Annotated in this window: 27 protein-coding genes; 20 read left to right on the plus strand and 7 right to left on the minus strand. The window is 29.1% G+C overall.

Going from position 1 to position 25,583, the window contains the following annotated elements; genetic code table 11:
- Nucleotides 1-82: 82 nt before the first annotated feature.
- Together dsbI and AJN70_RS01195 are read right to left on the minus strand one after the other, a co-directional pair.
- Entirely contained in the window at nucleotides 83-880 is a 798-nt protein-coding gene (dsbI, locus tag AJN70_RS01190; RefSeq protein WP_053872212.1) for a protein-disulfide oxidoreductase DsbI, read from the minus strand.
- On the minus strand, nucleotides 877-1,539 hold the full coding sequence (locus AJN70_RS01195) for a thiol:disulfide interchange protein DsbA/DsbL (RefSeq protein WP_052780819.1): 663 nt from the start codon (nucleotides 1,537-1,539) through the stop codon (nucleotides 877-879). Before AJN70_RS01195 ends, dsbI begins: the two co-directional genes overlap by 4 nt.
- Nucleotides 1,540-2,165: 626 nt before the next feature.
- Between AJN70_RS01195 and AJN70_RS01200 the strand changes: the two genes are divergently transcribed.
- The 6 genes from AJN70_RS01200 to AJN70_RS01225 all read left to right on the plus strand — a co-directional run bounded on the left by AJN70_RS01200 (nucleotide 2,166) and on the right by AJN70_RS01225 (nucleotide 8,601).
- Complete coding sequence (locus tag AJN70_RS01200) at nucleotides 2,166-3,230, plus strand: tyrosine-type recombinase/integrase (RefSeq protein WP_070295365.1); 1,065 nt, start codon at nucleotides 2,166-2,168, stop codon at nucleotides 3,228-3,230.
- Nucleotides 3,220-5,004 carry a bifunctional chorismate-binding protein/class IV aminotransferase gene (locus AJN70_RS01205; protein ID WP_070295367.1) on the plus strand — a complete coding sequence of 595 codons (1,785 nt, stop codon included), beginning with the start codon at nucleotides 3,220-3,222 and terminating at the stop codon, nucleotides 5,002-5,004. The genes AJN70_RS01200 and AJN70_RS01205 overlap by 11 nt, the downstream gene beginning before the upstream one ends.
- Nucleotides 5,001-5,567, plus strand: a complete 567-nt coding sequence (locus AJN70_RS01210) for an anthranilate synthase component II (RefSeq protein WP_070273951.1) — start codon at nucleotides 5,001-5,003, stop codon at nucleotides 5,565-5,567. The genes AJN70_RS01205 and AJN70_RS01210 overlap by 4 nt, the downstream gene beginning before the upstream one ends.
- Before the next feature lie 126 nt (nucleotides 5,568-5,693).
- Nucleotides 5,694-6,122 carry a flagellum-secreted nonflagellar protein FspA2 gene (gene fspA2 / locus AJN70_RS01215; RefSeq protein ID WP_070233343.1) on the plus strand — a complete coding sequence of 143 codons (429 nt, stop codon included), beginning with the start codon at nucleotides 5,694-5,696 and terminating at the stop codon, nucleotides 6,120-6,122.
- Nucleotides 6,123-6,187: 65 nt separating this feature from the next.
- Entirely contained in the window at nucleotides 6,188-7,444 is a 1,257-nt protein-coding gene (gene murA / locus AJN70_RS01220) for a UDP-N-acetylglucosamine 1-carboxyvinyltransferase (RefSeq protein ID WP_044780758.1), read from the plus strand.
- Nucleotides 7,441-8,601 carry a molybdopterin molybdotransferase MoeA gene (locus AJN70_RS01225; RefSeq protein ID WP_070295369.1) on the plus strand — a complete coding sequence of 387 codons (1,161 nt, stop codon included), beginning with the start codon at nucleotides 7,441-7,443 and terminating at the stop codon, nucleotides 8,599-8,601. Before murA ends, AJN70_RS01225 begins: the two co-directional genes overlap by 4 nt.
- 21 nt (nucleotides 8,602-8,622) lie before the next feature.
- Here AJN70_RS01225 and lepB read toward each other — a convergent pair whose 3' ends face one another.
- On the minus strand, nucleotides 8,623-9,471 hold the full coding sequence (gene lepB, locus AJN70_RS01230) for a signal peptidase I (RefSeq protein ID WP_070295371.1): 849 nt from the start codon (nucleotides 9,469-9,471) through the stop codon (nucleotides 8,623-8,625).
- A 9-nt stretch (nucleotides 9,472-9,480) separates the two neighbouring features.
- A complete protein-coding gene (gene folD, locus AJN70_RS01235) occupies nucleotides 9,481-10,329 on the minus strand; it encodes a bifunctional methylenetetrahydrofolate dehydrogenase/methenyltetrahydrofolate cyclohydrolase FolD (RefSeq protein WP_052858680.1) in 849 nt (282 codons plus the stop codon).
- Between the two features lie 79 nt (nucleotides 10,330-10,408).
- Here folD and AJN70_RS01240 point away from each other — a divergent pair, with 79 nt between their 5' ends.
- Genes AJN70_RS01240 through AJN70_RS01270 form a run of 7 tightly spaced genes read left to right on the plus strand, consistent with a single transcriptional unit; the run spans nucleotide 10,409 to nucleotide 16,478 of the window.
- Nucleotides 10,409-10,756 (plus strand): c-type cytochrome, encoded by a 348-nt coding sequence (locus tag AJN70_RS01240; RefSeq protein WP_070295372.1) that lies wholly within the window; start codon nucleotides 10,409-10,411, stop codon nucleotides 10,754-10,756.
- Nucleotides 10,753-12,027: a glutamate-1-semialdehyde 2,1-aminomutase gene (gene hemL, locus AJN70_RS01245; RefSeq protein ID WP_070295374.1), complete on the plus strand. Its 1,275-nt coding sequence runs from the start codon at nucleotides 10,753-10,755 to the stop codon at nucleotides 12,025-12,027. The genes AJN70_RS01240 and hemL overlap by 4 nt, the downstream gene beginning before the upstream one ends.
- Nucleotides 12,024-12,353, plus strand: coding sequence for an AtpZ/AtpI family protein (locus AJN70_RS01250; RefSeq protein WP_002852414.1), 330 nt, complete (start codon nucleotides 12,024-12,026; stop codon nucleotides 12,351-12,353). The genes hemL and AJN70_RS01250 overlap by 4 nt, the downstream gene beginning before the upstream one ends.
- A complete protein-coding gene (locus tag AJN70_RS01255; RefSeq protein WP_044809769.1) occupies nucleotides 12,353-12,856 on the plus strand; it encodes a hypothetical protein in 504 nt (167 codons plus the stop codon). The genes AJN70_RS01250 and AJN70_RS01255 overlap by 1 nt, the downstream gene beginning before the upstream one ends.
- Nucleotides 12,834-14,021, plus strand: coding sequence for an MFS transporter (locus tag AJN70_RS01260; protein WP_070295376.1), 1,188 nt, complete (start codon nucleotides 12,834-12,836; stop codon nucleotides 14,019-14,021). The genes AJN70_RS01255 and AJN70_RS01260 overlap by 23 nt, the downstream gene beginning before the upstream one ends.
- A complete protein-coding gene (locus AJN70_RS01265; protein ID WP_070295379.1) occupies nucleotides 14,014-16,200 on the plus strand; it encodes a flagellar hook-length control protein FliK in 2,187 nt (728 codons plus the stop codon). The genes AJN70_RS01260 and AJN70_RS01265 overlap by 8 nt, the downstream gene beginning before the upstream one ends.
- Nucleotides 16,197-16,478: a FlhB-like flagellar biosynthesis protein gene (locus AJN70_RS01270; RefSeq protein WP_002852641.1), complete on the plus strand. Its 282-nt coding sequence runs from the start codon at nucleotides 16,197-16,199 to the stop codon at nucleotides 16,476-16,478. Before AJN70_RS01265 ends, AJN70_RS01270 begins: the two co-directional genes overlap by 4 nt.
- On the opposite strand, the gene AJN70_RS01275 is transcribed toward AJN70_RS01270, so the two are convergent.
- The gene (locus AJN70_RS01275) at nucleotides 16,475-17,275 is read right to left on the minus strand and encodes a phosphatidylserine decarboxylase (protein WP_070295381.1); all 801 of its coding nucleotides are present in this window, start codon (nucleotides 17,273-17,275) and stop codon (nucleotides 16,475-16,477) included. The two genes, AJN70_RS01270 and AJN70_RS01275, sit on opposite strands and share 4 nt — an antisense overlap.
- Nucleotides 17,272-18,396 carry a metallophosphoesterase gene (locus AJN70_RS01280; protein WP_070295384.1) on the minus strand — a complete coding sequence of 375 codons (1,125 nt, stop codon included), beginning with the start codon at nucleotides 18,394-18,396 and terminating at the stop codon, nucleotides 17,272-17,274. Before AJN70_RS01280 ends, AJN70_RS01275 begins: the two co-directional genes overlap by 4 nt.
- 85 nt (nucleotides 18,397-18,481) lie before the next feature.
- Here AJN70_RS01280 and gltX point away from each other — a divergent pair, with 85 nt between their 5' ends.
- Genes gltX through AJN70_RS01295 form a run of 3 tightly spaced genes read left to right on the plus strand, consistent with a single transcriptional unit; the run spans nucleotide 18,482 to nucleotide 21,683 of the window.
- Nucleotides 18,482-19,777 carry a glutamate--tRNA ligase gene (gene gltX, locus AJN70_RS01285; RefSeq protein ID WP_070295386.1) on the plus strand — a complete coding sequence of 432 codons (1,296 nt, stop codon included), beginning with the start codon at nucleotides 18,482-18,484 and terminating at the stop codon, nucleotides 19,775-19,777.
- Nucleotides 19,778-19,779: 2 nt separating this feature from the next.
- On the plus strand, nucleotides 19,780-20,061 hold the full coding sequence (locus tag AJN70_RS01290; RefSeq protein WP_002852501.1) for a YggT family protein: 282 nt from the start codon (nucleotides 19,780-19,782) through the stop codon (nucleotides 20,059-20,061).
- Complete coding sequence (locus AJN70_RS01295) at nucleotides 20,058-21,683, plus strand: lytic transglycosylase domain-containing protein (protein ID WP_074469977.1); 1,626 nt, start codon at nucleotides 20,058-20,060, stop codon at nucleotides 21,681-21,683. The genes AJN70_RS01290 and AJN70_RS01295 overlap by 4 nt, the downstream gene beginning before the upstream one ends.
- On the opposite strand, the gene AJN70_RS01300 is transcribed toward AJN70_RS01295, so the two are convergent.
- The gene (locus AJN70_RS01300) at nucleotides 21,580-22,065 is read right to left on the minus strand and encodes a hypothetical protein (RefSeq protein WP_070210092.1); all 486 of its coding nucleotides are present in this window, start codon (nucleotides 22,063-22,065) and stop codon (nucleotides 21,580-21,582) included. The genes AJN70_RS01295 and AJN70_RS01300 overlap by 104 nt on opposite strands.
- Before the next feature lie 96 nt (nucleotides 22,066-22,161).
- Between AJN70_RS01300 and mobB the strand changes: the two genes are divergently transcribed.
- The 4 genes from mobB to metG are packed head-to-tail and all read left to right on the plus strand — an operon-like array spanning nucleotide 22,162 to nucleotide 25,583.
- The gene (mobB, locus tag AJN70_RS01305) at nucleotides 22,162-22,653 is read left to right on the plus strand and encodes a molybdopterin-guanine dinucleotide biosynthesis protein B (RefSeq protein WP_002861481.1); all 492 of its coding nucleotides are present in this window, start codon (nucleotides 22,162-22,164) and stop codon (nucleotides 22,651-22,653) included.
- A 1-nt stretch (nucleotide 22,654) separates the two neighbouring features.
- Entirely contained in the window at nucleotides 22,655-23,497 is an 843-nt protein-coding gene (locus AJN70_RS01310) for a class 1 fructose-bisphosphatase (RefSeq protein WP_002861480.1), read from the plus strand.
- Complete coding sequence (locus AJN70_RS01315) at nucleotides 23,490-23,687, plus strand: hypothetical protein (protein WP_070248169.1); 198 nt, start codon at nucleotides 23,490-23,492, stop codon at nucleotides 23,685-23,687. Before AJN70_RS01310 ends, AJN70_RS01315 begins: the two co-directional genes overlap by 8 nt.
- Nucleotides 23,688-23,696: 9 nt before the next feature.
- On the plus strand, nucleotides 23,697-25,583 hold the full coding sequence (gene metG, locus AJN70_RS01320; RefSeq protein ID WP_070295388.1) for a methionine--tRNA ligase: 1,887 nt from the start codon (nucleotides 23,697-23,699) through the stop codon (nucleotides 25,581-25,583).

Consider the following 25,583-nt stretch of genomic DNA (forward strand, 5'->3'; position numbering starts at 1 on the left):
TATTTAAGCCATCCTAAGATAGCTTAATAAAATTTTAATAATACACAACAAAAATAATTTGTTGCGTATTTTAAGAGTATCTTTAAATGACTTGATTTAAATGATTTAAACTAGCTATATTTTGATTTGGATTTTTTGGTTCGCCTATAAATTTAAGCACCAAAACCAAAATAACAATCACCAATGCAAAAATTTTAGCATTAGGTTTATTTTTATCTAAAACATAGACTATAAACATTGCAAAAAGCACAATAAAACAACATAAAAATGCTATAAGACAGCAAATTGCCATATTCATAAACTTTAAACTAGGAATCAAATACCAACCATTGCTATAAAGCCCATTTTCAAAATTAGGTGGAGTTCCTATAAAAAATTTTTGAAAAGCATTAAGATGATTATAAGCATTTTCTGGAACTACAGGGGTATCCATCCCACATTCTCCTGTTGGCAAAAACCAACTAGGAGCCCACTCATGCAAAGGTAAATTAAATGGATAAATAGGAATTTCACGACATCCATCTACACCTGCAAAAGGATTTTCAGAATGAACCACTTCATGAATATGATTTAAAGTTATACAATGCTCCAAGCCAAGCCAAATTCCATAAAAAGCTAAGCCATAAGAAAAAATTTTTATAATATTATTTTTAGGGTTGATTAATGCAATCATACCACCTATAGCCATAACAAGCATATCAAATCTTATATACACACATTGTTCGCAAGGTTCCATAAAAAGATATTCTTGAAATAAAAAATGCGCTATACAAGTAAGCCCTATAGTAACTATAATCAAAATTAACCAAGGTTTGCGCGTATCTTGCCATTTGGAAAGTGAAAAATTTCTGCAATTATCTTTCATTTTTATACAACTCATTTTTGCTTGCTAAGTTCTTTAGTAATTTCAATCAAAGCCTCTGGAGAGTTGATTGCACTTGGAACGATTTGATATTTTCCATTAACAACAAAAGCAGGGGTGCCATAATTTTGCGAAATAGGATTGGCAATTTCATAACTTTTTAAAAGCTCTGCAGCCTCTGGAGTTTTTAAGAAATTTTCAAAATCAGCTTTACTTACATTCATTGCTTTTAAACCGACACTATAAAAAGCTTCAGGATTTTTACCATTTTCCCATCTTTGTTTTTTCTTAAAATATGCATTAAAATAAGCTTCAGCAACTTTATGAGTTAAGCTATTTTTATCCGTAGGATCAGCTTTATTTACACCATCTTTAAATGCCGCAAAAGCAAAAATTTCATTAGCTTGCTTTCCATAATCTCCCATAGAACTTACAGGATAAAATTTATAAGTTAAATTAGGTAATTTTTCTTTAACTTTACCCATGGTATTAAATTTGTGATGATCATAGCAATGAGTACAGCGATAAGAAAAAATTTCAATCAATGAATTATCAGCGTTAGCAATAGGATTTTTAAGAATTACATATTCTTTACCTTCACTTAATGCACTGGCACTTATACCTGCTAAAAAAGCACATACAACAATAGATCTTGCTAATTTTACTGGAAATTTCATTACCTTCTCCTTGAAATTTGGTTTTGATAAAACTTTTTATTAAGTTTTTATGTAATAACCATTATAAAACTATTAAAATAAAAATATTCTTAAAAATTTTATAACTAAGAATATTTACTTTAACTAAAAATCAAGAATAGGGGATTAAAAAATTTAATGCACAAGTTATCATTTTTATGTATATTTTGATAATAATATAAAATCATTTAATTTTTAAATATTCTTTATAGTTTTCAAGAAAAATAAAATATAATTTTAATTTACAAAATAAAATTATCAATTTTTTACATTATATTTTATGGATAAGTTTATTTCACTCAAAAGGTAAAATCATAAAAGTATGTAAAAATAGTAGCTTAATCTATATCAAAGTAGAATAATCTAGGTGTATATAAAAAAGTTTGAAAATTACAGTTTTCAATACAAAATTATAAATTTTACATATTTTTACCTTTTATCATATCTTTTTATGATTGATATAAGATTTATTTAATAAAAATATTTCAATCTTTTTGGCTTGCATATAAAAACAAACTTTTTCCTAAAAAAGCTTTTTTTTACTAAGTTAATACTAAAATACCTTTTCTAGTTAAAAAGCTAAAATTTTAGATTTAGGAAAAGTTTTTATGAAATACCCTTTAGATTGTGAAGAAAATTTTGAAAAATCATTCTTATTTTGGCTAGCAAAATATGTAAAATTTAAACTCAACTCGCTATCTAACAAAGAATTAAAAAATCCACAAGCTTTAGCAGAAGTTAATTTTGCTCTTGCAAAAGGTGTAAAAAACATTGATGAACTTGATGCTCTAGCAAAAAAAGCAAGAAATGCTGGTTTAAGTGGAGTTAATACTTATTTTAACCCCTTAAAAAAAGTATTTGAATATTTAAATTTTTACAAGCTTTATTCTTTAAAACAGATTGATGAAGAACTCATTGTAGAAGTTTTAGCAAGTATAACAGGTGCTTTATCAGATGCAAGTAAAAAAAATTACCGTATTGCTGTGATTAATTTTTTTGATTTTTTAGACAAGCAAAATGAAGAAGATGAAAAAGCGCATATTTTCGATATTAATCTTAAAAACTGGGCAGGTATAGCGGGTTCTAAAGGGGTAAAATTACCTGAATTTATGAGCGAAGAAGAGCTTAAAAAATTTTTTGATGCTATTGAAAATGCAGATTTTAAAAACAATACCATACGCAATAAACTTATTATTAAAATCATCATTTTTACAGGCATACGGGTAAGCGAAGCTATCAATATCAAAATGGGTGATATTAGCGAAGAAAACGATCTTTATATCATAAGAATAAGAGCTAAAGGCAATAAATATCGTGTTGTAATGATAAAAAAAGAACTTATTTACGATTTGCTTAAAAATGTAAGTATTAATTATATGAGCAAAGACGCCCTACTTTTTGTCAATAAAAAAGGCACTCCACTGACTCAATCTTATGTCAGTCGCATAGTAGAACAGCTTTTATTTCGTGCAGGAATTCGCAAACAAAAAAATGGTGCTCACATGTTGCGTCATACTTTTGCCACCCTACTTTATAAAAAGCAAAAAGATTTAGTTTTAGTTCAAGAAGCTTTAGGGCATGCGAGTTTAAATACTTCAAGAATTTATACTCATTTTGATAATGATAAATTAAAACTTGCCGCACAGGTTGCAAAGGAATTAAGTGACTCTTGAAAACTATGCTATTTTTGGTGGATATTTTTACCATGATTTAAAACACACTTTAAAAGCCTTTAACCACAAAGAAAGTAAAAAGTGCTTTAAATTTATAGAAAAATATAAAAATGATTTTTATATTTTAATGCTTGCTGATTATGAGCTATATAGATATTTTCAAGATAAAAATTTCACAAGCAAAAAAGCTTATTTGTCTGTATTTGCTTTTAAAAAAAGAAAAAAATTTCAAAAAGAAGATATCGATGAAGAAAAATTTATTCCTGAATTTATAAATTTTTTAGATCAAGATAATTACAAAGAAAATTTCATCAAGGTTAAAGAGGCAATCTCTAAAGGAAGAGTTTATCAAATCAACCTCACTCAAAATTTTAACTTTCATAGCAAAATGGATTCTTTTGAACTTTTTAAACTTTTGCTTTCTAGACAAGATACTGAATTTAAAGCTTTTATAAAAGATGAAACAAGAGAAATTTTATCCTTTTCTCCTGAACTTTTTTTCAAAACCAAAAAAAGAAAAATATTTACAAAACCTATGAAAGGTACAATTAAGCGCGATAAAGATCCTATAAAAGATGAAGAAAATAAAACCTTCTTACAAAATGATACAAAAAATCTGAGTGAAAATGTTATGATTTGCGATCTTTTGCGTAACGATCTTTCAAAAATCATCACAAAAAAAAGTTTAAAAATCAAACTTTTTGAAATTCAAAGCCACCCTACTTTACATCAAATGACTTCAAGCGTACAAGGAAAACTTAAAAAAAATATTTCTTTATATCAAATTTTTAAAGCTCTCTTTCCTTGCGGTTCTATTACAGGTGCTCCAAAGCTTGAAAGTATCAAATTTATTAAAGAATTAGAACAAAGAGAGCGTGGTATTTACTGCGGAACCATAGGTTTAATACACAAAAATAAAAATAAATTTAGCGTAGCCATACGCACCTTAGAAAAACAAGATGAAATTTATACTTATAGCACGGGTAGTGGCTTGGTTTGGGACTCAAATTTCAAAGATGAATTTGAAGAATTAAAACTTAAAAGCGCGATCTTAAATCCTTGTGATTTTCATCTTTTTGAAACCATGTATTTTAAAAATTCTCAAATTTTATTTTTAAAAGAACATTTATTAAGGCTTATAAATTCAGCTCTTAAATTTAATTTTAATACTCACAACATCTTTAAAGATTTTTATAATATTTTAAATCAAAAAAATTCTTATAAAGAATATCAAAATTTTACACTTTTTAAACTCGATGAAAAAATTTTCCATAAAAAACACTCTTTATTTTATAATTTTCCCCTACCCTTTAAAAATCCACACAAAGAAGGAATTTTAAAGCTTATTTTATACAAAGACGGAAGATACGAATTTCAACAAAGTGCCTTAAAACAAAATTCAAACGATATTTTGCTTTTAAGTGATGATAAAATTAACTCAAAAAGTGACAATCTCTATCACAAAAGCTCTTTGCGTACTTTTTATAATCAACACTCATACAAATGGCATCAAAACTTGTGTTATGACATAGCTTTTTTTAACGAAAAAGATGAACTTTGCGAAGGTTCAAGAACCAATCTCATCTTAGAAAAAAACTCTCAATTTTATACTCCACAAATTCAAAGCGGTATGTTAAATGGCGTATATAGAAATTTCTTAATCAATCTTGGTTTGATAAAAGAAAAAGCATTATTTAAACAAGATTTATTTGAAGCAGAAAATATTTATTGCATTAATTCCGTGCGTGGTTTAAAAAAGGTAAAATTACAATGAAGAAAATTTTATTTATAGATAATTATGATTCTTTTAGTTATACCATCATCTATTATCTTAAAGAACTTGGTTTTGAATGTAAAGTGATAAAAAATGATGCCTTTAAAAAAGCTAAAGAATTAGAAAAATTTGATTTCACTCATCTTATCATCTCTCCTGGCCCTCATTCTCCCAAGGAATCTAAATTAAGCTTAAAAGCAATCAAATATTTTAAAAAAAATAAAAAAATTTTAGGTATATGTTTAGGACATCAGTGTATAGCTGAAGTTTTTGGCGGCAGGGTTTCTAAAATACAAAATCCCATGCATGGTAAAATTTCTAAACTTTATTTTAAAAAAGATCCTATTTTTAAGGGTATTAAAAAAGAAATTGAAATTTGCTTATATCATTCTTTGTATATTAGTTCTATGCCTAAAAAATGCAAAATTTTAGCTCATAATTCAGAAAATATTATTATGGCAATTAAACATAAAAAATATCCTATTTATGGATTGCAATTTCACCCCGAAGCGGTTTTAACTCAAAAAGGTAAAAAAATACTTAAAAACTTTATGAAGCTTTAGTCTTTTTTGCATTTAAAATATAAATATGAAAATCTAAAATAAAATATCCTTAAAATAATTATCATTAATATAAATTTATAAATAAAAAAACCGATAACAATATAAATTAATTTAAAAAGATTTAAGATGAAAATAGATACTTTGACAAAAAATTTTAGCAATTATCAAACACAAATAAACAAAGACAATGATTTGGTAAGTAATGTTCATAGTGACAATGTGGTTAAAATTCAAATTTCAGATGAAGCAAGAAGTTTAAGTCAAACAAATTCAAAAAATGAAAAAGAATATGAAATCAAAGTAAGTCAAGAAAAAATAGAAAACCACAAAGACCAAAATTCCATCCAAAGTAGCAAAGGTGGCGTAAATCCCGCATTAGAGGCTTTAATAGCAAAATTAGCTGAAATTTTAGCTAAAATTGCAGAACTTACTCAAAAAATGACAAACGCTAACGAACAAATGAAAACGACATTTCAAAAACAAATTGATGTGCTAAAATCTCAAGCAGATGTAATTCAAGCTCAAATTCAAGAACTCCAAAGCCAACAAGCTTGATTATATTTTTTCAAAAGTTTAAGAATGCTATAATGATGCATTTTTAAACTTTTTCAAGGAAAAATATGACTTATCTAGAAATCGAAGGCACAAATCATCTAAGCGGAAATGTTACAATAAGCGGAGCAAAAAATGCCGCCCTACCCTTGATTGTTTCAAGCATACTTGCCAAAAATGAAGTAAAAATCAACAATGTTCCTAATGTTGCTGATATAAAAACTCTTATATCTTTGCTAGAAAATTTAGGAGCTAAGGTTAATTTTCAAAACAATAGTGCTTTTTTAAACACAAACACTCTTAATCAAACCATAGCCAAATATGACATTGTGCGTAAAATGCGTGCTTCCATACTTACTCTAGGGCCTTTACTTGCTCGTTTTGGACATTGTGAAGTATCTTTACCTGGAGGATGCGCTATAGGACAAAGACCTATTGATTTACATCTTTTAGCCTTGGAAAAAATGGGGGCAAATATACAAATCAAACAAGGCTATGTCGTAGCTAGTGGAAATTTAAAAGGCAATGAAATTCTTTTTGATAAAATCACGGTTACAGGTAGTGAAAACATCATCATGGCAGCAGCTTTAGCTAAAGGTAAAACCAAGCTCTTAAATGTTGCAAAAGAACCCGAAGTAGTTCAACTTTGCGAAGTTTTAAAAGACGCAGGACTTGAAATCAAAGGCATAGGTACAGATGAGCTTGAAATTTATGGTAGCGATGGGGAACTTTTAGAATTTAAAGAATTTAGCGTTATACCTGATAGAATTGAAGCAGGAACTTATCTTTGTGCAGGGGCTATTACAAATTCTAAAATTACTTTAGATAAAGTTAACGCCACTCATCTTAGTGCAGTTTTAGCAAAACTTCATCAAATGGGTTTTGAAACTTTGATTGCAGAAGATAGTATCACCCTACTTCCTGCTAAAGAAATTAAACCTGTAGAAATCATGACAAGTGAATATCCAGGCTTTCCAACCGATATGCAAGCGCAGTTTATGGCATTAGCCTTAAAAGCTAATGGAACTAGTATTATCGATGAAAGACTATTTGAAAATCGTTTCATGCATGTAAGTGAACTTTTAAGAATGGGCGCAGATATTAAACTCAATGGTCATATTGCTACTATAGTAGGCGGAAAAGAACTTAACGCTGCTGATGTCATGGCTACAGATTTGCGTGCTTCCTCAGCCCTTATCTTAGCAGCTCTTGCAGCCAAAGGCGCAAGCAAAGTCCATAGAATTTACCATCTTGATAGGGGTTATGAAAATTTGGAAGAAAAATTTAAAGGTTTAGGTGTAAAAATCACAAGGCTTGAAGAATGAAAAATATCTTTGAAACCTTAAAAGACTTAGAAGATCAAATTTCATGCTTAGATGAAAGTGAGCTTATTAGCCTTGAAAAAGCAAAAGATAGAATTTTAGCTAAAGATTTATACGCTAGAAAAAATCTACCCAGTTTTGACAATGCTGCTCTTGATGGCTATGCTTTTAATTATGCTGATATCAATGAGGCTTTGGAGATTAAAGGGACTATTTTTGCAGGAGATAAAAATTTTTATACAGTTGCTAAAAATGAATGCTATAAAATCATGACAGGGGCTAAAATGCCCAAAAATGCTGATACTATCTTAATGTTAGAAGATGAGTATATAGAAGAAAATAAACTCATCATTAAAAAAGCCCCTAAACAATACAATGCCTATCGCTATAAAGGCGAAGAATTAAAAAAAGGTGAAATTTTACTTCAAAAAGGCACCAAACTTAATGATAAACATATCGCCCTGCTTGCTTCTCAAGGGCTTTATAAAATAGAAGTCATAAGAAAAATTCGCATAGGTATTTTTTCAAGTGGAAATGAACTTAAAGAACCTTGGCAAGAATGCGATGAAGAAAGTATTTATAATGCCAATGCTTTGCCTTTACTAACCATGCTTCAAAATGCTTCTTATTTAGGTATTATCAAAGATAATTTTAAAAGCACTAAAGAGGCTTTAGAAAATACAAATTTTGATCTTTTAATCACTTCAGGAGGAGCAAGCGTTGGCGAGGCTGATTTTATGGAAAAAGCTTTAGATGAATTAGGCTTTACTCCGCTTTTTAAAGGACTAAAAGCACGCCCTGCAAGGCCTACTAAGCTTTATCAAAAGGGTAAAAATTTCGTATTGATTTTACCAGGAAATCCTATGGCAGCTTATCTTTCTTGTTTTATTTTTGCTAAAAAAATCATTGATTTATTAAGTGGAAACCTAGATAATTCTTTAACATTTTACGCCAAAATGGGTATGGATTTAAAGCTTAAAAGTGGAAGAAATAATCTCATCTTAGGAAATTTAGAAAAAGATATTTTTACACCATTTAATGAAAATAAATTTGGATCTGGTATGATACTTCCACTTATTAAAAGTGAGTTTTTACTTATAAGCGAAGAAAATACAAGTGAATTAAAAAAAGATGATGAAATCACGCTTTTAAAAATATAATGTTTGTGTTTTTCACAAACATTAGCTTAATTTATCCTCATCATCATGATCATGGATATATTGTTCATCATTTTCCAAGGTGTCAACAAAACGCCCTATCCTTTCCCAGCGAACATTTTTATCTTTATCCCAAGAGAAATATACAAACCAAGGTTTACCTACTATCAACCTATAAGGAACAGAACCCCAAAAACGACTATCATAAGAATAATCGCGATTATCACCCATCATGAAATACTCATTTTCAGGTACATCAAAAACATAAGCATTTCCGCCACTAAAACCTATATGATTTCCAAGTTCTTTAATATAAGTTGGAGACATGGCAAAATCACCTATGCTAAGAAAGCGTAAAATATCACTTTCTATATCTTTTTTTGGATCATAATGAATGCCTTTTTGTTTATAAGGTTCTTTTACATAAATTTTTCCTCCAAGAGTAACAAGATCATTTGGATAATGTTCTTTCATAAAATCATCACCTTCATGCATTCTTACATAAAGTGTTTTATTTGCATAAACTATCCTATCTCCTCCTGTACCTACACAACGCTTTACAAAGTGTTCTTTTTCATTTCTAGGGTTTCTAAAAACAACTATATCTCCTCTTTGTGGCCCTTGTGCTTTTATCAAATGTCCATTTTTATTAAAATCTGGCAAAACAGGAATTTCCAACCAAGGAATATGAGGAGTTGGGATACCATAGCTAAATTTTTTAACAAATAAAAAATCCCCTACCAATAAGGTGTTTTTCATAGAACCAGAAGGAATAACAAAAGCTTGCACAAAGAAAAAAATTACCAAAAGAACAATAACTACAGTTCCAGTCCAAGACTGCGAAAATTTATATAATCTCTTTAAAAATTCCATAGATTTTTCCTAATTAAGTCTATTTTTAGCAGATTTAACTGTATTTTCTAAAAGCATAGCTATAGTCATAGGACCTACTCCACCTGGAACAGGAGTTATATAACTAGATTTTTTAGATACTTCTTCAAAATCTACATCTCCTGCTATCTTTCCACTTTCAAGACGATTGATTCCAACATCAATAACAATCACTCCTTCTTTTACCATATCTGATCGAAGTAAATTCACACAACCTGCTGCTACTATAATCAAATCAGCCTGTCTAGTATAAAAGCTCAAATCTTTGGTTTTGATATGACAAACGCTTACTGTAGCTCCAGCATTTAAAAGCATAGTAGCCATAGGACGACCTACTATATTTGAAGCACCTATAATAACAGCGTCTTTTCCTTCTAAATCAATTTCATAAGCCCGTAAAAGCTTCATAACTCCAAGTGGAGTACAAGGCAAAAACCCAGTTTCTAAGCCTAAATTTAAATATCCTACATTAATAGGATGAAAACCATCAACATCTTTACTGCTTATAATGCTTTCAAGTATTAAATCTTTACAAATATGATCAGGCAAAGGAAGCTGAACCAAAATTCCATGAACACTATCATCGTGATTTAAGGTATTAATCAATGCCAAAAGTTCATTTTGCGTAGTATTTTCATTAAGATGATAAACTAAAGATTTAATTCCACATTCTTCGCAGGCTTTAGCCTTAGATTTTACATAAGTTTGACTTGCAGGATTATCTCCAACCAAGATAACAGCTAAACAGCTTTCAATCCCTTTGCTTTTTAAAAATTGATTTTTTTCTTTTAATTCTTCTTTAATTTTTGCGCTCAAAGCTTTACCATCAAGCAAAGTCATTATTTTCCTTCTATAAATTTAATCACTTTTTTAAAGTAAAAATTGTATCATATTAAAACTTCATTAACAAGGTGAAACTTTGAAAATTGTTTTAATGTTTTTTTTATTTAGTATTAGTCTTTTTGGTGCTGATTTTATCACTCTTAAAGAATACTCTAAAATGCTTTATGAAAATCCAAGGGGTATTAGTTGTAAAGAATGTCATGGAGCAGATGGAAGCGAACAAATTTTAGGATATTATATGAAAAATGGTATTAAAACAGCTTATAAAGTTCCAAGTATACAAAATCTTAGTTTTGAGAAATTTAAAAATTCTCTTAATCAGAGTAAAGACGCAAAATCAATCATGCCAAATTACTCTTTAACAAATGATGAAATTGTAACTTTATATAATTACATCAAGCAATTTAGCAAGGAAGAAAAATGACAAACAAAAAAGCTTTTAAAGAAGCGTGTAAATTCATCGCAGGTGGTGTAAATTCTCCAGTTCGTGCTTTTGCAAATGTTCAAAGTGAGCCAAAATTTATTTCCCATGGAAAAGGTGCTTATATTTTCGATATAGATGGAAATTCTTATATAGACTATGTTCAAAGCTGGGGGCCTTTACTTTTTGGACATTGCGATAAAGATATACAAAAAGCTTGTCAAAAAGCACTTCATAAAGGTTCAAGTTTTGGAGCTCCGACTTTATTAGAAACTGAACTTGCCAAACTTGTTTTATCTGATTTTCCTCATTTAGAAAAAATCCGCTTTGTAAGTAGCGGAACAGAAGCAACCATGAGTGCTATTCGTCTTGCCCGTGGCTTTACTAAAAAAGATAAAATTTTAAAATTTGAAGGATGTTATCACGGGCATTCTGATTCATTATTGGTGAGTGCAGGAAGTGGTGCTGCTACTTTTAACTCTCCTAGCTCCTTGGGTGTTTTAGAAGATGTAGCTAAACACACTTTAGTAGCAAAATATAATGATATAAATAGCGTTAAAGAGCTTTTTGAAAAAAATAAAGATATTGCATGTGTTATCATTGAGCCTATTGCTGGAAATATGGGGTTAGTTCCAGCTAAACAAGATTTTTTAGAAGAACTTGCTAAGATCTGTAAAAACAATCAAACTCTGCTGATTTTTGATGAAGTAATGAGTGGATATAGAGCATCTTACCTTGGTTCCTATGGAATCAATCATATCCAAGCAGATATAATTACTTTTGGCAAAGTAATAGGAGGCGGTCTACCTGCAGCAGCATTTGCTTCTAGAGCTGAAATTATGGATATTTTAAGTCCTTTGGGTGGAGTCTATCAAGCAGGAACTTTAAGTGGAAATCCTTTGGCAATGGCTGCAGGTATAGCAAGTCTTACAAAAGCCAAAAAGAAAACCAAGCTTTATGACAAGCTTGGAAAATTAGCAAAAAAACTTACCCAAGGAATGAAAAAATTAGCAGATGAAAAAGGACTTCCGCTACAAGTTTGTCATGTAGGTTCTATGTTTGGATACTTTTTCACCAAAAATCCTGTATCAAACTACCAAGATGCATTAAAATCTGATCTAGCATTATTTTCAAAATTTCACAAAAATATGCTTGAAAATGGAGTTTATTTAGCGCCTTCTCAATTTGAAACAGGCTTTATATGTTCAAAAATGGATGATAAAATTGTAGATACAACATTAGAAGCTGTTAGGGAAAGCTTTAAAAGAATATGAGCAATATTTTAAAAGAAGAAAAAAATCACTTAGAAAATTCCAACAGCAAAAGACAAAAAATCATTCGCAAAACTCTTGAAGCTGCGGATGGTTTAAGTCTTGGCATCTCTATGGTTGTTGCTGTATTTATAGGTGTGGGAATAGGATATTTGCTTAAAAAATTTACTCCTTATCCTTGGCTTTTTTGGCTTGGAGTTTTTTGGGGGATCAGTGCTGCTATACTTAATGTTTATAAAGCTTATAAAGTTCAAGTAAAAAGCTATGAAGAATTTAAAGAAAGAGATGAGTTGATCAAAGAAAAAATTCAAAAAGAAAAGAACAAATAATGGAACATAAAAAAGCTCTATTTTGTATTTTTGCCATTATTCATTTATTTTTTTGGATCATATTTTTATCGTTAAATCATTTTAAATTAGACACATTTTTAAGCTATGAAATAGCTTTTTTTAGTGTTTTATTGATTATTTTTGCTTCTTATTTAAATTATAAAAAAGTCATTATAAAAAAATCAAAAAATTATGAAAAAGATTTTAATTTCATTTCATCACTTTTTATCAAAAAAGAACAAAATTTATCAAAAATTATTCATTTTAAAGTTCTAAAAGACGATTTAAAGCCAAATATTAAAGAGAAAATCCATTTTTTTGCTATGTTTTTTACTCTCTTTAAATTGATGGCTTATGTGATATTGGTTGCTGGATTTTTATTTTTACATCGCCAAGATAAATTAGATATCTTTGCTTATATTTGTGGAATTTCATCCTTGCTAGTTTGTGTGTTTATTTTTATTTTATATATAAAAAAGTATGAGTCCAAAAAAAATTATTAAATCAATGACAGCACTTTTTGCTGGTATGGCATTTTTATTTGCAGGTAATGCCTTGATAGTAAGCTCTATAGGTGTTATATTAAAAGAAAACGGAGAAAGTTCTTTAGCTGTTGGAGTGGTAAGTTCTTGTTTTTTTATAGGCGCTCTTGTTGGAACCATCAGTGCTCATAAAATTATTTCTCGTATAGGTCATATACGCTCTTTTGGGCTATTTGGGGCTATTTTTGGAATTTCAGCTATGCTTCATACAGTAAGCGAAAATCTTATTTTTTGGGCTGTTTTAAGATTTTTCATAGGGATTTGCTACTATGGTCTTTTAATGGTCATAGAATCATGGCTTAATGAAAAAAGCAAAAATGCCATTCGATCTAGAATTTTAGGTTTTTATGAAATTGTTTTTTATCTTGCGTTTGGTATTGGAGTTTTAATCATAGCGTTAAATTTAAGCAAACATAGTGTATTTATTCTCAGTGCAACTTTAATTTTACTTTCATCTTTGCCTTTAAATTTGATTAAAATCAAAGAACCTGTTTTGCCCGCATCAAGTCCTATTTCTATACCTAAAATTTTTGATATAGCCCCTTTGGCTATCGTCACAAGCTTTATAGCCGGAATGCTTATAAATGGCTTTTTTTCTATGGCATCTTTATTTATACTTTTGCAAGGTTTTGATGCAAAAGCGGTTTCTTATTTTATATTTTGTGGGGTTTTAGGTGGTTTTATTGCACAAACCATCATAGGAACTATTTCAGATAAACTTGGTCGCAAATTTGCCATTATCACTTGCGCAAGCATAGGATTTATCACTATGCTTATATTTATCTTTTTTAAACTTCACTTGCATATGCAATATTTTTTAGGAATTACTCTAGGTATAGGAATATTTTGTTTATATGCTTTAGCACTTGCTAGAGCAAATGATGTTTTAGTAAGCAAAAATAAAGGCGTAGAGTTAGGTCGTGGGGTTCTTTTTTGCTATTCTTTGGGCTCTTTGTTTGGCCCTTTAATTTTAGGTTTTTTAATGCAATACTTTGAAATCAAAGGTTTTATATGGTTTTATATAGTTTCTTTAGCATTTTTAATTCTTTTTGCTATCAATAAACCAAATATTTTAAATAAAAAATTTAAGAAAAAGCCTGGAAATATGGTGATATTTGATGATTAATACTCAACTAGCAAGTCAAATTGCCAATACGCAAAAAAATGATTTAAAAATAGATAACTCTACTTCAAAAGATAAAACAAATTTAAAGGACAATCCAAAAGAAGCACTTGCGCAAGCTTTAAAGCAAAATTTAGGTTTAAGCAAGGACGCTAGCAGTGAAGAAATACTAGCAAAATTTGTTCAAAATGAAACAGGCACCAAATTAAAAGAACTTGTTAATAAACTTTTAGATCAAATCAATGCTCAAAAAAACCCCGATTCCCCTGTACTTAAACAAGGAAAAAATTTAAATTTAGCTCCTAATTTTGCTAATGAATTAAAAACTTTAAGCACAGAACTTGCAAAAAGCGATACTTTTACACAAGTTTTAGACAGATTAAATCAAATTTTAAAACCTGCCAGTGAAATAAAAAACAACAACTTAGCTCCTTTGTTTAAAAATTCAGGCGTATTTTTAGAAGCTAAATTAAAAGATGCCCTAAACGAAGAATTGCTGCCCAAAAGTTTTCACTCTCTTTTAAGTACAATCAAAGGTCTTAGTAGTGAAAAACTAAGTATTCAGATAGCCCAACTTGCAAATGCAAATTTAAACCCAAAAGACACTTTAAAAGAATTAAAAAATATTATTAATTCTAACAAAAATGAAAATAAGCAAATTTTAAATCAAAGTTCTTTTAAAGCACTTTTAAATTTAAGTTCTAAATTGGAAAATTTTAAAAATTATATAAGTAAAAATCCCAGTCATGCTCAAGAAAAAATCACCCCTATAGCTAATAAAATTTTAAAAGAATTAAATTCCATCAAAAATGATTTTTTCAAAGCTCTTAATAAGCCAGAAAATTTAATGATAAAAGATCCAAACATCCTTAAGCAAACTGCTACCGCCTTTGAAAAACTTGAAAATACTTTAAAAAATATACTAGGCAATCAATCTTCTAAAATACAAGATAAAGAAAATATTTTAGAAAATCTTTTAAGTAACAAAGAAAATATCAAAGAAGAAAAACTTAATCATAACACAAAAAACCAAGATGAAGAAAAACATATAAAAGCATCAAAAGAAGAAAATCTCACAGATGATACTAAGCAAGATTCAAAATTAGATTCTAATATAAAAACCCATGAAGAAGATACCCAAGATACAAAAAATGATATTCAAAACAATGAAACAGAAAATAATCCAGACAATGATATAAAAAATTCTACTCCAAACCAAGAAAAAATTAAAGATGAAAAACAAGAAAAATCAAAAGAAAATATCAAAGAAAATCCAAAATTTTATGAAACAAAAACAGAAAACAAAACTTCAATCAATACAAATACCAACACTTCAAATCCTAACACAAACAATACGCAAAATTTAAATAATTCTCAAAATATTCAACTTAACAATAACCAAACTATGCAAAATATTTTTAAAAATCAGGAATTTATAAAACAAAATACTGTAAAAAATTTAGCATTTAATGTAGAAAATTTAGATCTAGAGCAAGTGCAAGATTTAAGTAAAAATTTAAGTAATCTTTCTCGTAGACTTAATGAAAGTTTAAAAGAACTTGAACCCTATACTCAAAATGCCAAGCTTAATCAAGCAGAACTTAAAAATCTTGAACACAAACTCAATCTTTCTACCAAAGATCTAACGCAAATTAAACCAAAAACAGAACAAGATATAGCTGAATCTTTACATCATGATGTAAAATCAACACTTTTGCAAATTTCAAATTTAGCTAAAAATGAAGGCAATGAAGCTGTGTATAATCAAGCTAATCGTCTTTTGGCGCAAATTGAAATCAATCAACTCATGTCTTTAGCCAATGATTCTATAAATACTTATCTGCCTTTTTCTTGGGATGATTTAAATGATTCTAAAATTATGTTTAGACGCGGAAAAAAGGATAAATTTTTTGCTCAGATTAAGCTCGAATTTGCAAAACTTGGGGATTTGGAAATTCTTATTTCTTTAAATAATGAAAAATATATAGATATTAATATTATGGCAGAAAATATTGAATTTAGAAAAACCATCTATGAAAATGCCCATGAGCTTAAAAGAAATATCAATAAAGCAGGACTTTTAAGTGCAAATTTCTTTGTAGGTGATATCATAAGAAGTAAATTTGATACTAGAAATATGAAAAATTTAGACCTTGAAATGGGTATGGATAAAAAAGTATGAGCAAAATTAAAAGATCGATTAAAAAAGCTGTAGCTCTAGGCTATCAAAAAGAAAAAAACTCTGCCCCAAAAGTGCTTGCAAGTGGCAAAGGTGAAAGTGCTGCTAAAATTATTTCTTTAGCCAAGGAACACGGAGTTCCCATTAAAGAAGATGAAGATTTAATAGAAATTTTAAGCAAGCTTGACTTAGGTGATGAAATTCCACCTAATATGTATAAAGCTGTGGCTGAAGTTTTTGCCTTTATCTATCAAATGGCAAATAAAACTCCTAAAAACTAATCCGCTATTTTTTCTCCAAATTTAATACCCTGTCCTACTTTTAAATTAAAATTTAAAAGTCCTTTTTGAGAGATTAAAACTATAGTAGAACCTAGTTCAAAATTTCCTAGTTCTTCGCCTTTTTTGAAATTTAAATTTTCATATTTTCTAGTAAAATTATGAGAAATTTTAGCATTGGTTTGTATGCTTGTATCAAAATTAAAATGCATTTTTCCTACATTTTGCGCTCCTATAAAAACAAGCCAAAAAATACCTTTTTCATTTTGACATTTTAAACTCACTCTTTCATTTTTTACATATAAATTACTAATGCGTTCTAAATGCTTTTCATTTACACTATAAAGGGCGCCGCTTGTGTAAGTTGCACTTAAAATTTGCATATCACAAGGGCTGTGATAACGATGATAATCTTTTGGAGAAAGATAGATATTGACATAATCAAGCCCATTTTTAAGCTCATCTTTTTCAAAGCTATCTTTTAAAAGCTCCTCAACGCTATAAGCATGTCCTTTTATAGAAAAAGCAAAATGTTCTTCATTTGCCAAAAAAGTACTTCCACACTCTAAAATTTTACCATCACTTGGACTGATAAAACCTTCTTCAAGTTTTCTTGGAATGTGCAAAGTTCTTGTAAAAAGAGCATTTAAACTCTCGTATTCACAAGGAGCTTTAAATTCACTCATATCGATATTAAAATACTTAACATAATTTTCATTAATAACTTTTTGTATCATCTTAGGAAATTTAATCCCCGCTACAAAACCAAAAAGTCTCGAACTTTCTTTCGAAAAACTCATTTTTTTCCTTTTAAATTTAAAATCACTATTTCACTCGGAGCAAAAACTCTAAGACTTGGCCCCCAAAATCCTGCTCCACTACTCACATAAAGCTTAGTTTTTTCTCCTAAATCATAAAGCCCATGAACAAAACCTTGCTGAAGTTTAACTAAAAACATAAAAGGGAAAATTTGCCCTCCATGCGTATGCCCACTTAAAACAAGGTCAAAATCACTTAAATCATAAAGCAAAGCTGTTTTGGGTTGATGTGTGAGTAAAATACTAGCTTTACTTGTATTTAAATCCACTTTTATTCTTGCTAAATCAGGAGCATATAAACCCTTATCAAGTCCCGCTAAATCTCCAAGTCCAGCAATATTTATAAAACCTAAATCTAAATTTTGATTGACTAAAATTTTCATATTAGTATGTTTTCTAAGTAAATCCAAAACTTTATTGATACCATGATAATACTCATGATTTCCCAAGGCATAAAAAGTTCCATAAGTGGAATTAAAATCATTAAGTTTTGAGATGTAATTTTTTAAATCTTTAGGATTAGTATCAATCAGATCTCCTACTATTACAACCATATCAGGACTTTGCAAATTCACTTTAGTGATGAGCTTATCTAAAAAATTTTCATGCAAATTTTTACCCAAATGTATATCAGTAAGCATGACAATTTTTAAATCTTGTTTAAGATTTGGTATTTCAACATCAACACTCTTTACTTCAGGTGTTTTTAGAGCATTATTTATACTTATATAAATTAAAAACACACTTAAAACTATAAGAGAAAGCTCAAAAATCAAACGCAAAATAAAATTATATTTTTTATCTCTTTTACCCATAAGAGCTAAAATCAATTTAATAAAATCCCAAGCTAAAGTCATAAAAAACAAACAATAAGTCGGCGCATAAAGCATGGCTAAAATTTCATACCAAGTATCACTTAAATATTCATCTCTACGAAATATTAAAAACACAGCTTGGGCCAAAAAAAGCACAATAAAAATAAAGACAAAAATTTTATAAAAATACTTAAAAAGAGTAATTTTCTTGATTAATCTTTTATAAATATAAACATTTGCTAAGCCAAAAATCAATAATACAATGAAAGAAAAAATTAAAAATATCATAAAAGTATTATAACCAAGTAAAATTAAATATCCGTATAAATTTTTCTGTTATAATAAACTTTTAAATAATTTTAAAGGCTATAAAATGTACCGTTTTGCACCTTCTCCCACAGGTGATATACACATAGGAAATTTACGCGCAGCAATTTTTAATTATATCTGTGCAAGACAAAAAAATATGGATTTTATCTTACGCATCGAAGATACTGATAAGGCTAGAAATATAGCAGGAAAAGAAGAAGAAATCAAAGAAATTTTAAATCTTTTTGGTATTTCATGGCAGCATTACTATATACAAAGTGAAAATTTGAAATTCCATCGCCAAATGGCTTTAAAACTTATAAGTGAAAAGAAAGCTTTTGCTTGTTTTTGCACCGAAGAAGAACTTGAAGCAAAAAAAGAGCTAGCTAAAAAACAAGGTAAAGCTTATCGCTACGATGGCACTTGTGAAAAACTAGCCGATATCGATGTTTTAGAATGTGAAAAACCCTTTGTTATCCGTCTTAAAAAACCTACTCACACTATGAAATTTACAGATTTTATCAAAGGTGAATTAAGTTTTGAACCTGAAAATATAGACTCTTTTGTGATTATGAGAACGGATAAAACTCCAACTTATAATTTTGCTTGTGCGGTTGATGATATGCTTGAAAATGTTACTTGTATTATACGCGGAGAAGATCATGTTTCAAACACTCCAAAACAAGAACATATCCGCGCAAGTTTAGACTATAACAAAGCCATAACTTATGCGCACTTGCCTATCATTTTAAACGAAGAAGGTGTTAAAATGAGCAAAAGAGAAGCACATTCTTCTGTAAAATGGCTACTTGAAAGTGGAATTTTACCTAGTGCAATCGCAAATTATCTTATCATGCTAGGCAATAAAACTCCTTGTGAAATTTTTACCTTAGAAGAAGCTATAAAATGGTTTGATATTTCTAAAGTTTCAAAAGCTCCAGCAAGATTTGATCTTAAAAAACTTTTGCAAATTAATCGTGAACATATCAAAATGATAAAAGATGATGAGCTTAATAAAACTTTAGATTTAAACAAAGATCTTGCACAACTTGCTAAATTTTACACTCAAGAAGCAAGCACCACAAAAGAACTTAAAGAAAAAATGCGAGCTATTTTCAACACAAAAGACTTTGGAGAGTTTGAAACAGAATGTAAAATTTTAAAAGAACTCTTAAAAGATATTGAACTTTTTGAAAACTATGAAGATTTTAAAAATGAACTTTTAAGCAAAAGCGGCTTAAAAGGTAAAAAATTTTTCATGCCTTTAAGGATAATTTTAACAGGAAATATTCACGGACCTGAGCTTAGCGATCTTTATCCTTATATTAAAAATTTTATTCACGAATTAGCAAGGATTTAATTATGGTTATAGACTCTTTTATTATTTCTATTTTTCAAGTACTACAAATTGTCATTAACATTTATACTTGGATTATTATTATCACGGCACTTTTAAGCTGGGTAAATCCTGATCCTTATAATCCTATAGTGCAAATTTTATATAAACTAAGCTACCCTGCTTACGCCTTAGTTAGAAAAATTCCAACACGCATTGGTAATATTGATCTTGCACCTTTGATTATAGTCTTAGCATTGCAGTTTCTTGGTATTTTTCTTGGGAATATCTTAAGGAGTATATTGTGATAAAAAAAATACTCGTTTTTTTATTTATTTTTTCAAGTTTAAATGCTACACAATATAGCATAGAAAAACTCAAAAAAGAAGAAAATTCACTTGCTAAGGATTATTATATTTATAGGCTTTTAGAAAAAAATAAAATCAGTAAAAAAGATGCACAGGATTTAAATTCTCATATTTTTCGCTATATAGGAAAAATTAAATCCGAACTTGAAAAAATCATCCCTTTAAAGCCTTATATCAACCCAAAATATGCTAAATGCTATACCTATACAGCAAATACTATCTTAGATGCAAATTTAACTTGTCAAAGTGTGCGCTTAAATTCATTAGTTTTTATAGCGAGTTTAAATTCCAAAGACCGAACTACTTTAGCTCAAACCTTTGAAAATCAAAGACCTGATTTGACAAATTTATTGCTAGCTTTTAATACTTCTGATCCTATGAGCTATATGGTACAAAAAGAAGATATTAATGGTTTTTTTAAACTTTATAATTATTCTAAAAAATACGACTTAGATTTAAATACAAGTTTAGTCAATAAACTACCAAACCACATTGGTTTTAAAGATTTTGCACAAAATATTATTATTAAAAAAGAAAATCCAAAATTTAGACATTCTATGCTAGAAATAAATCCTGAAAATGTAAGTGAAGATTCTGCTTTCTATTTAGGAGTCAATGCCTTAACTTATGATAAAACAGAGCTTGCTTATGACTTTTTTAAAAAGGCGGCTCAAAGTTTTAAATCGCAAAGCAATAAAGACAATGCTATATTTTGGATGTGGTTGATTAAAAACAATGAAGAAGATTTAAAAACTTTATCGCAAAGTTCTTCTTTAAATATTTATAGTCTTTACGCAAAAGAACTTACTAACACACCTTTTCCAAAGATAGAAAGCCTTAATCCAAGCAAGAAAAAAAATAATTTTAATATGCAAGATCCTTTTGCTTGGCAAAAAATAAACAAACAAATTCGCGATGCTAATGCAAGTCAACTAGATGTCTTGGCAAAAGAATTTGACACACAAGAAACCTTGCCTATTTATGCTTACATATTAGAACGCAAAAATAATTTTAAAAAACATTATTTTATAATGCCTTATTATGACAATATAAAAGACTATAATAAAACAAGACAAGCTTTAATTTTGGCTATTGCCAGACAAGAAAGTCGTTTTATTCCAACTGCTATTTCAGTTTCTTATGCTTTAGGCATGATGCAATTTATGCCATTTTTAGCCAATCACATAGGAGAAAAAGAATTAAAAATTCCAAATTTCGATCAAGATTTTATGTTTAAACCTGAAATAGCATATTACTTTGGAAACTATCATCTAAATTACCTTGAATCACGTTTAAAATCTCCACTTTTTGTCGCTTATGCTTATAATGGTGGTATAGGATTTACTAACCGTATGCTTGCAAGAAATGATATGTTTAAGACGGGCAAATTTGAACCTTTCTTGTCTATGGAGCTAGTTCCTTATCAAGAAAGCCGAATTTACGGAAAAAAAGTTCTAGCTAATTATATTGTGTATCGACATCTTCTGAACGATAGTATAAAGATTTCGGATATTTTTGAAAATTTAATTCAAAACAAGGCAAATGATCTAAACAAATCTTAGCTACAAGCCTAGTCTCTTCCTTGACACTAGGAAGAGATACTTTAAAATAATCAGTATAGTTATTTTGTATTATATATTTTAAATACTCATCATCCAGTTTTTCAATATTAGCTTTTTTATTATTGATAAAAACTTCTAAATTTTGAATTTTTAATGTATTTGGAGTAAAAGACAAGGCCAATACATCATCTTTACTTATCTTGTCTAGAATTGGGTTTAAATAAGACATGGTTACAATGGCATTAATCTTATCTTGTGTGATTTTGTATTTTTGAGCAAACATTAAAGTTTGAGATTTTAAATTTGTATCCACAATCGCCTGATCTTTTAAAGAACAAGCTCCAAGCAAAAAAGCACCTAAAATTACACTATAAATTTTCATTCTTTTTCCATATTTTTTAGTATTATTGTAGCCTTTTAACCCTATTTTTTGGTTTAAAAAGATATAATTTTACAAAAAAAATTAAGAGTATATTTTATGAAACAACTTATCATAGCTTTTAGCGGGCCTTCAAATTCAGGAAAAACTACACTCATCACCAAAATAGCTGATAATTTTTTGCAACAAAATTTAAAAGTTTTAATCATTAAACATGATCCTGCCGATAAAGCTCAATTTGATTTTAACGGTAAAGATAGTTTTAAATTTTTTCAAAGCGGAGCTGAAGTCATGGTTTTAAGCCCTACAAGAACAACTTTTTTTTCTCATGAAAATAGAGATATTTTAAAAGCTTTAAAATTAAGCCCTGATTTTGACATTTGTTTGGTTGAAGGATTGAAAACTCTTGATTTACCACGCATTAGCGTATTTTGCAAAGAAATTGATGAAAGTTATTTTACTTTTTCAAACGCCATTGCAAGCTATGAAAAAATTTCTCACCCTTATCTTACTTGGCTTGATTTAAACGATATACAAGCTATTTGTCAATATATACTTAAAAATGCTAAAAATTTACAAGGAGAATTATAAAATGCAAGAAGTGATTTCTTATATACAAAAAGCTGTTTTAGAAATTTCTAACGCTTTAAAATTTCCCGATACAAGCTACAGTCAAAATCAAAATTTTACAGGCGATACCCAACTCAAATTTGATGTTTTAAGCGATGAAATCATCACAAAAACCCTAAGTCAATGTTCAAGCATTAAAGCCATCATAAGTGAAGAAAAAGACGAAATTTTAACGCTTAATAAAAAAGCAAATTTTATCGTAGCTTATGATCCTTTAGATGGTTCTAGCTTAATGGATGTTAATTTTGCTATAGGTTCTATTTTTGCCATCTATGAAGAAAAAGCAAATGCCAAAAATTTAAGAGCTGCACTTTATAGTATGTATGGAGCGCGCTTAGAACTTGTGATTTGCAAAGATCAACCAAAACTTTATCGCCTAAATGCAAATAATGAATTTATTTTTATAAAAGATCTTAAAATGAATGAAAAAGGCAAAATTAATGCTACAGGCGGAACGCAAAAATTTTGGGAAGAAAAACACGCTAAATTTGTCAAAAGTCTTTTTGATGAAGGATATCGCTTAAGATATTCTGGGGCTATGGTAAGCGATATCAATCAAATTTTATTAAAAGGGGGTGGGATTTTTAGTTATCCTGCAACACAAGATGCGCCTAATGGCAAACTTCGTGCTTTTTTTGAAGTCTTTCCTTTAGCCTTTATTATAGAAAAAGCAGGCGGAAAAACCACAAATGGAAAAAATCACTCCTTACTTGAACTTGAATTTGATAAAATCCATGCTACAACTCCTTGTTTTTTTGGCTCAGAATATGAAATTTCAAAACTTTTAAAGGCTTACAATGAGTGAGATTAGAGATGAATTTGAACTTGATATGGATAAAAAGAAAGAAATTTTACTTTCATGTCAAAACTCAAAAAACCTAAACTCTTGTTATAATTGCAATGAAATTTTTAACTGCCAAACTAGAAAAAATTATGTTGATGCAGTCTATAATAGTATGTCTAAGGGTAAAACCGAAGGCGGATTTGACTTTTAAAGGAAAAAAATGCGTTATATTACAACACCAATTTATTATGTAAATGATGTACCTCATTTAGGTCATGCTTATACTACCATCATAGCCGATACTTTAGCAAGATTTTATCGTTTGCAAGGACATGAAACAAGATTTCTAACAGGAACAGATGAGCATGGACAAAAAATCGAAGAAGCTGCCAAACTAAGAAATTCCACTCCTCAAGAATATGCTGATAAAATCAGTTTTGAATTTAAAAAATTATGGGATGAATTTGAAATCACCTATGATATTTACGCAAGAACAACTGATACAAGGCATATTGAATTTGTTAAAGCTATGTTTTTAAAAATGTGGCAAAAAGGTGATATTTATAAAGATGAATACGAAGGACACTATTGTATTTCTTGTGAAAGCTTTTTTACTCAAAGTCAGCTTATCAATGATTGTTCTTGTCCGGATTGTGGCAAACAAACTAGAATTTTAAAAGAGGAAAGCTATTTTTTCAAACTTTCAAAATATCAAGATAAAATTTTACAATGGTATGAAGAAAAAGATCCCATCCTACCAAAAAACAAAAAAAACGAACTTATAAATTTTGTCCAAAGCGGCCTTAAAGATCTTTCTATTACAAGAACAAGTTTTAATTGGGGGATTAAACTGCCTCAAGAAATCAATGATAATAAACATATTATTTATGTATGGCTTGATGCACTTTTTATCTATATAAGTTCGCTTGATTTTCAAAGCAAGGGAGAAAATGCTAAATTTTGGCCTGCGCATGTGCATTTAGTAGGAAAAGATATCTTGCGTTTTCATGCCATTTATTGGCCAGCTTTTTTAATGAGCGTGGATTTGCCTTTGCCAAAATTTATAGGTGCACATGGCTGGTGGACTAAAGAAGGTGAAAAAATGAGCAAATCTAAAGGCAATGTTGTAAAACCTAAAGAAATAGTTGATGCTTATGGAAGCGAAGCTTTTAGATATTTCTTGCTTAGAGAAGTGCCTTTTGGTAATGATGGGGATTTTAGCGAAAATATGCTGATAAATCGTATCAATGCTGAACTCAGCAATGAATTTGGAAATTTACTTAATCGCATTATAGGTATGAGTACAAAATATGATCAAGGAAATATTTCAAAAGAAGGTGTTTTAAAATTTTACAATGCTGAACTAAATCAAGCAAAAGAACACTTAAATTTAGCGGTAGAATTTTTAGAAAACTTACAGTGTAATCGTTATTTAGAAGAACTTTTTAAAGCCTTAAGTGTGGCAAATTTAGCTATTAGCAAATACGAACCTTGGAATTTAATCAAAGAAAACAAACACAAACAAGCTAATGCTTTAGTGGCACTTTGTGCAAATATTTTAGCCAAAACAAGTCTTTTGCTAAGCCCTGCTCTACCAAAATCTTGTCAAAAAGTAGCTTTGGCTTTAAATTTTGAAATTTCGTCTGTAAATTACGCAAAAATGATACTTGATAATAAACTTTTAGATTTTAAAGCAAATCCTTGTGAAGCTTTATTTCCAAAAGTAGAAAAAGCTCTTTTAAAACAAGAAATTAAAGAAGAACCTAAAAAAGAAGAAAGTCCTAAAATAAAAATCGATGATTTTGCAAAAATTGAAATCAAAGTTGCTAAGGTACTTGATTGTCAAAATATAGAAGGGAGTGAAAAACTTTTAAAATTTCAACTCGAACTTGACAATAAAGAGATCCGTCAAGTACTCTCAGGCATAGCAAAATACTATAAAGCCAGTGATTTAATCGGTAAACAAGTATGTGTTATAAGTAATCTTAAAAAAGCTAAAATTTTTGGACATGAAAGCGATGGTATGATACTTTCTGCAAAAAGCGGAGATAAACTTGTTTTAATCACCCCTGAACAACTTGTACAAAACGGTTCTTTAGTAGGCTAA

Source organism: Campylobacter sp. BCW_4341, assembly GCF_001764255.1.
Classification (GTDB): domain Bacteria; phylum Campylobacterota; class Campylobacteria; order Campylobacterales; family Campylobacteraceae; genus Campylobacter_D; species Campylobacter_D jejuni.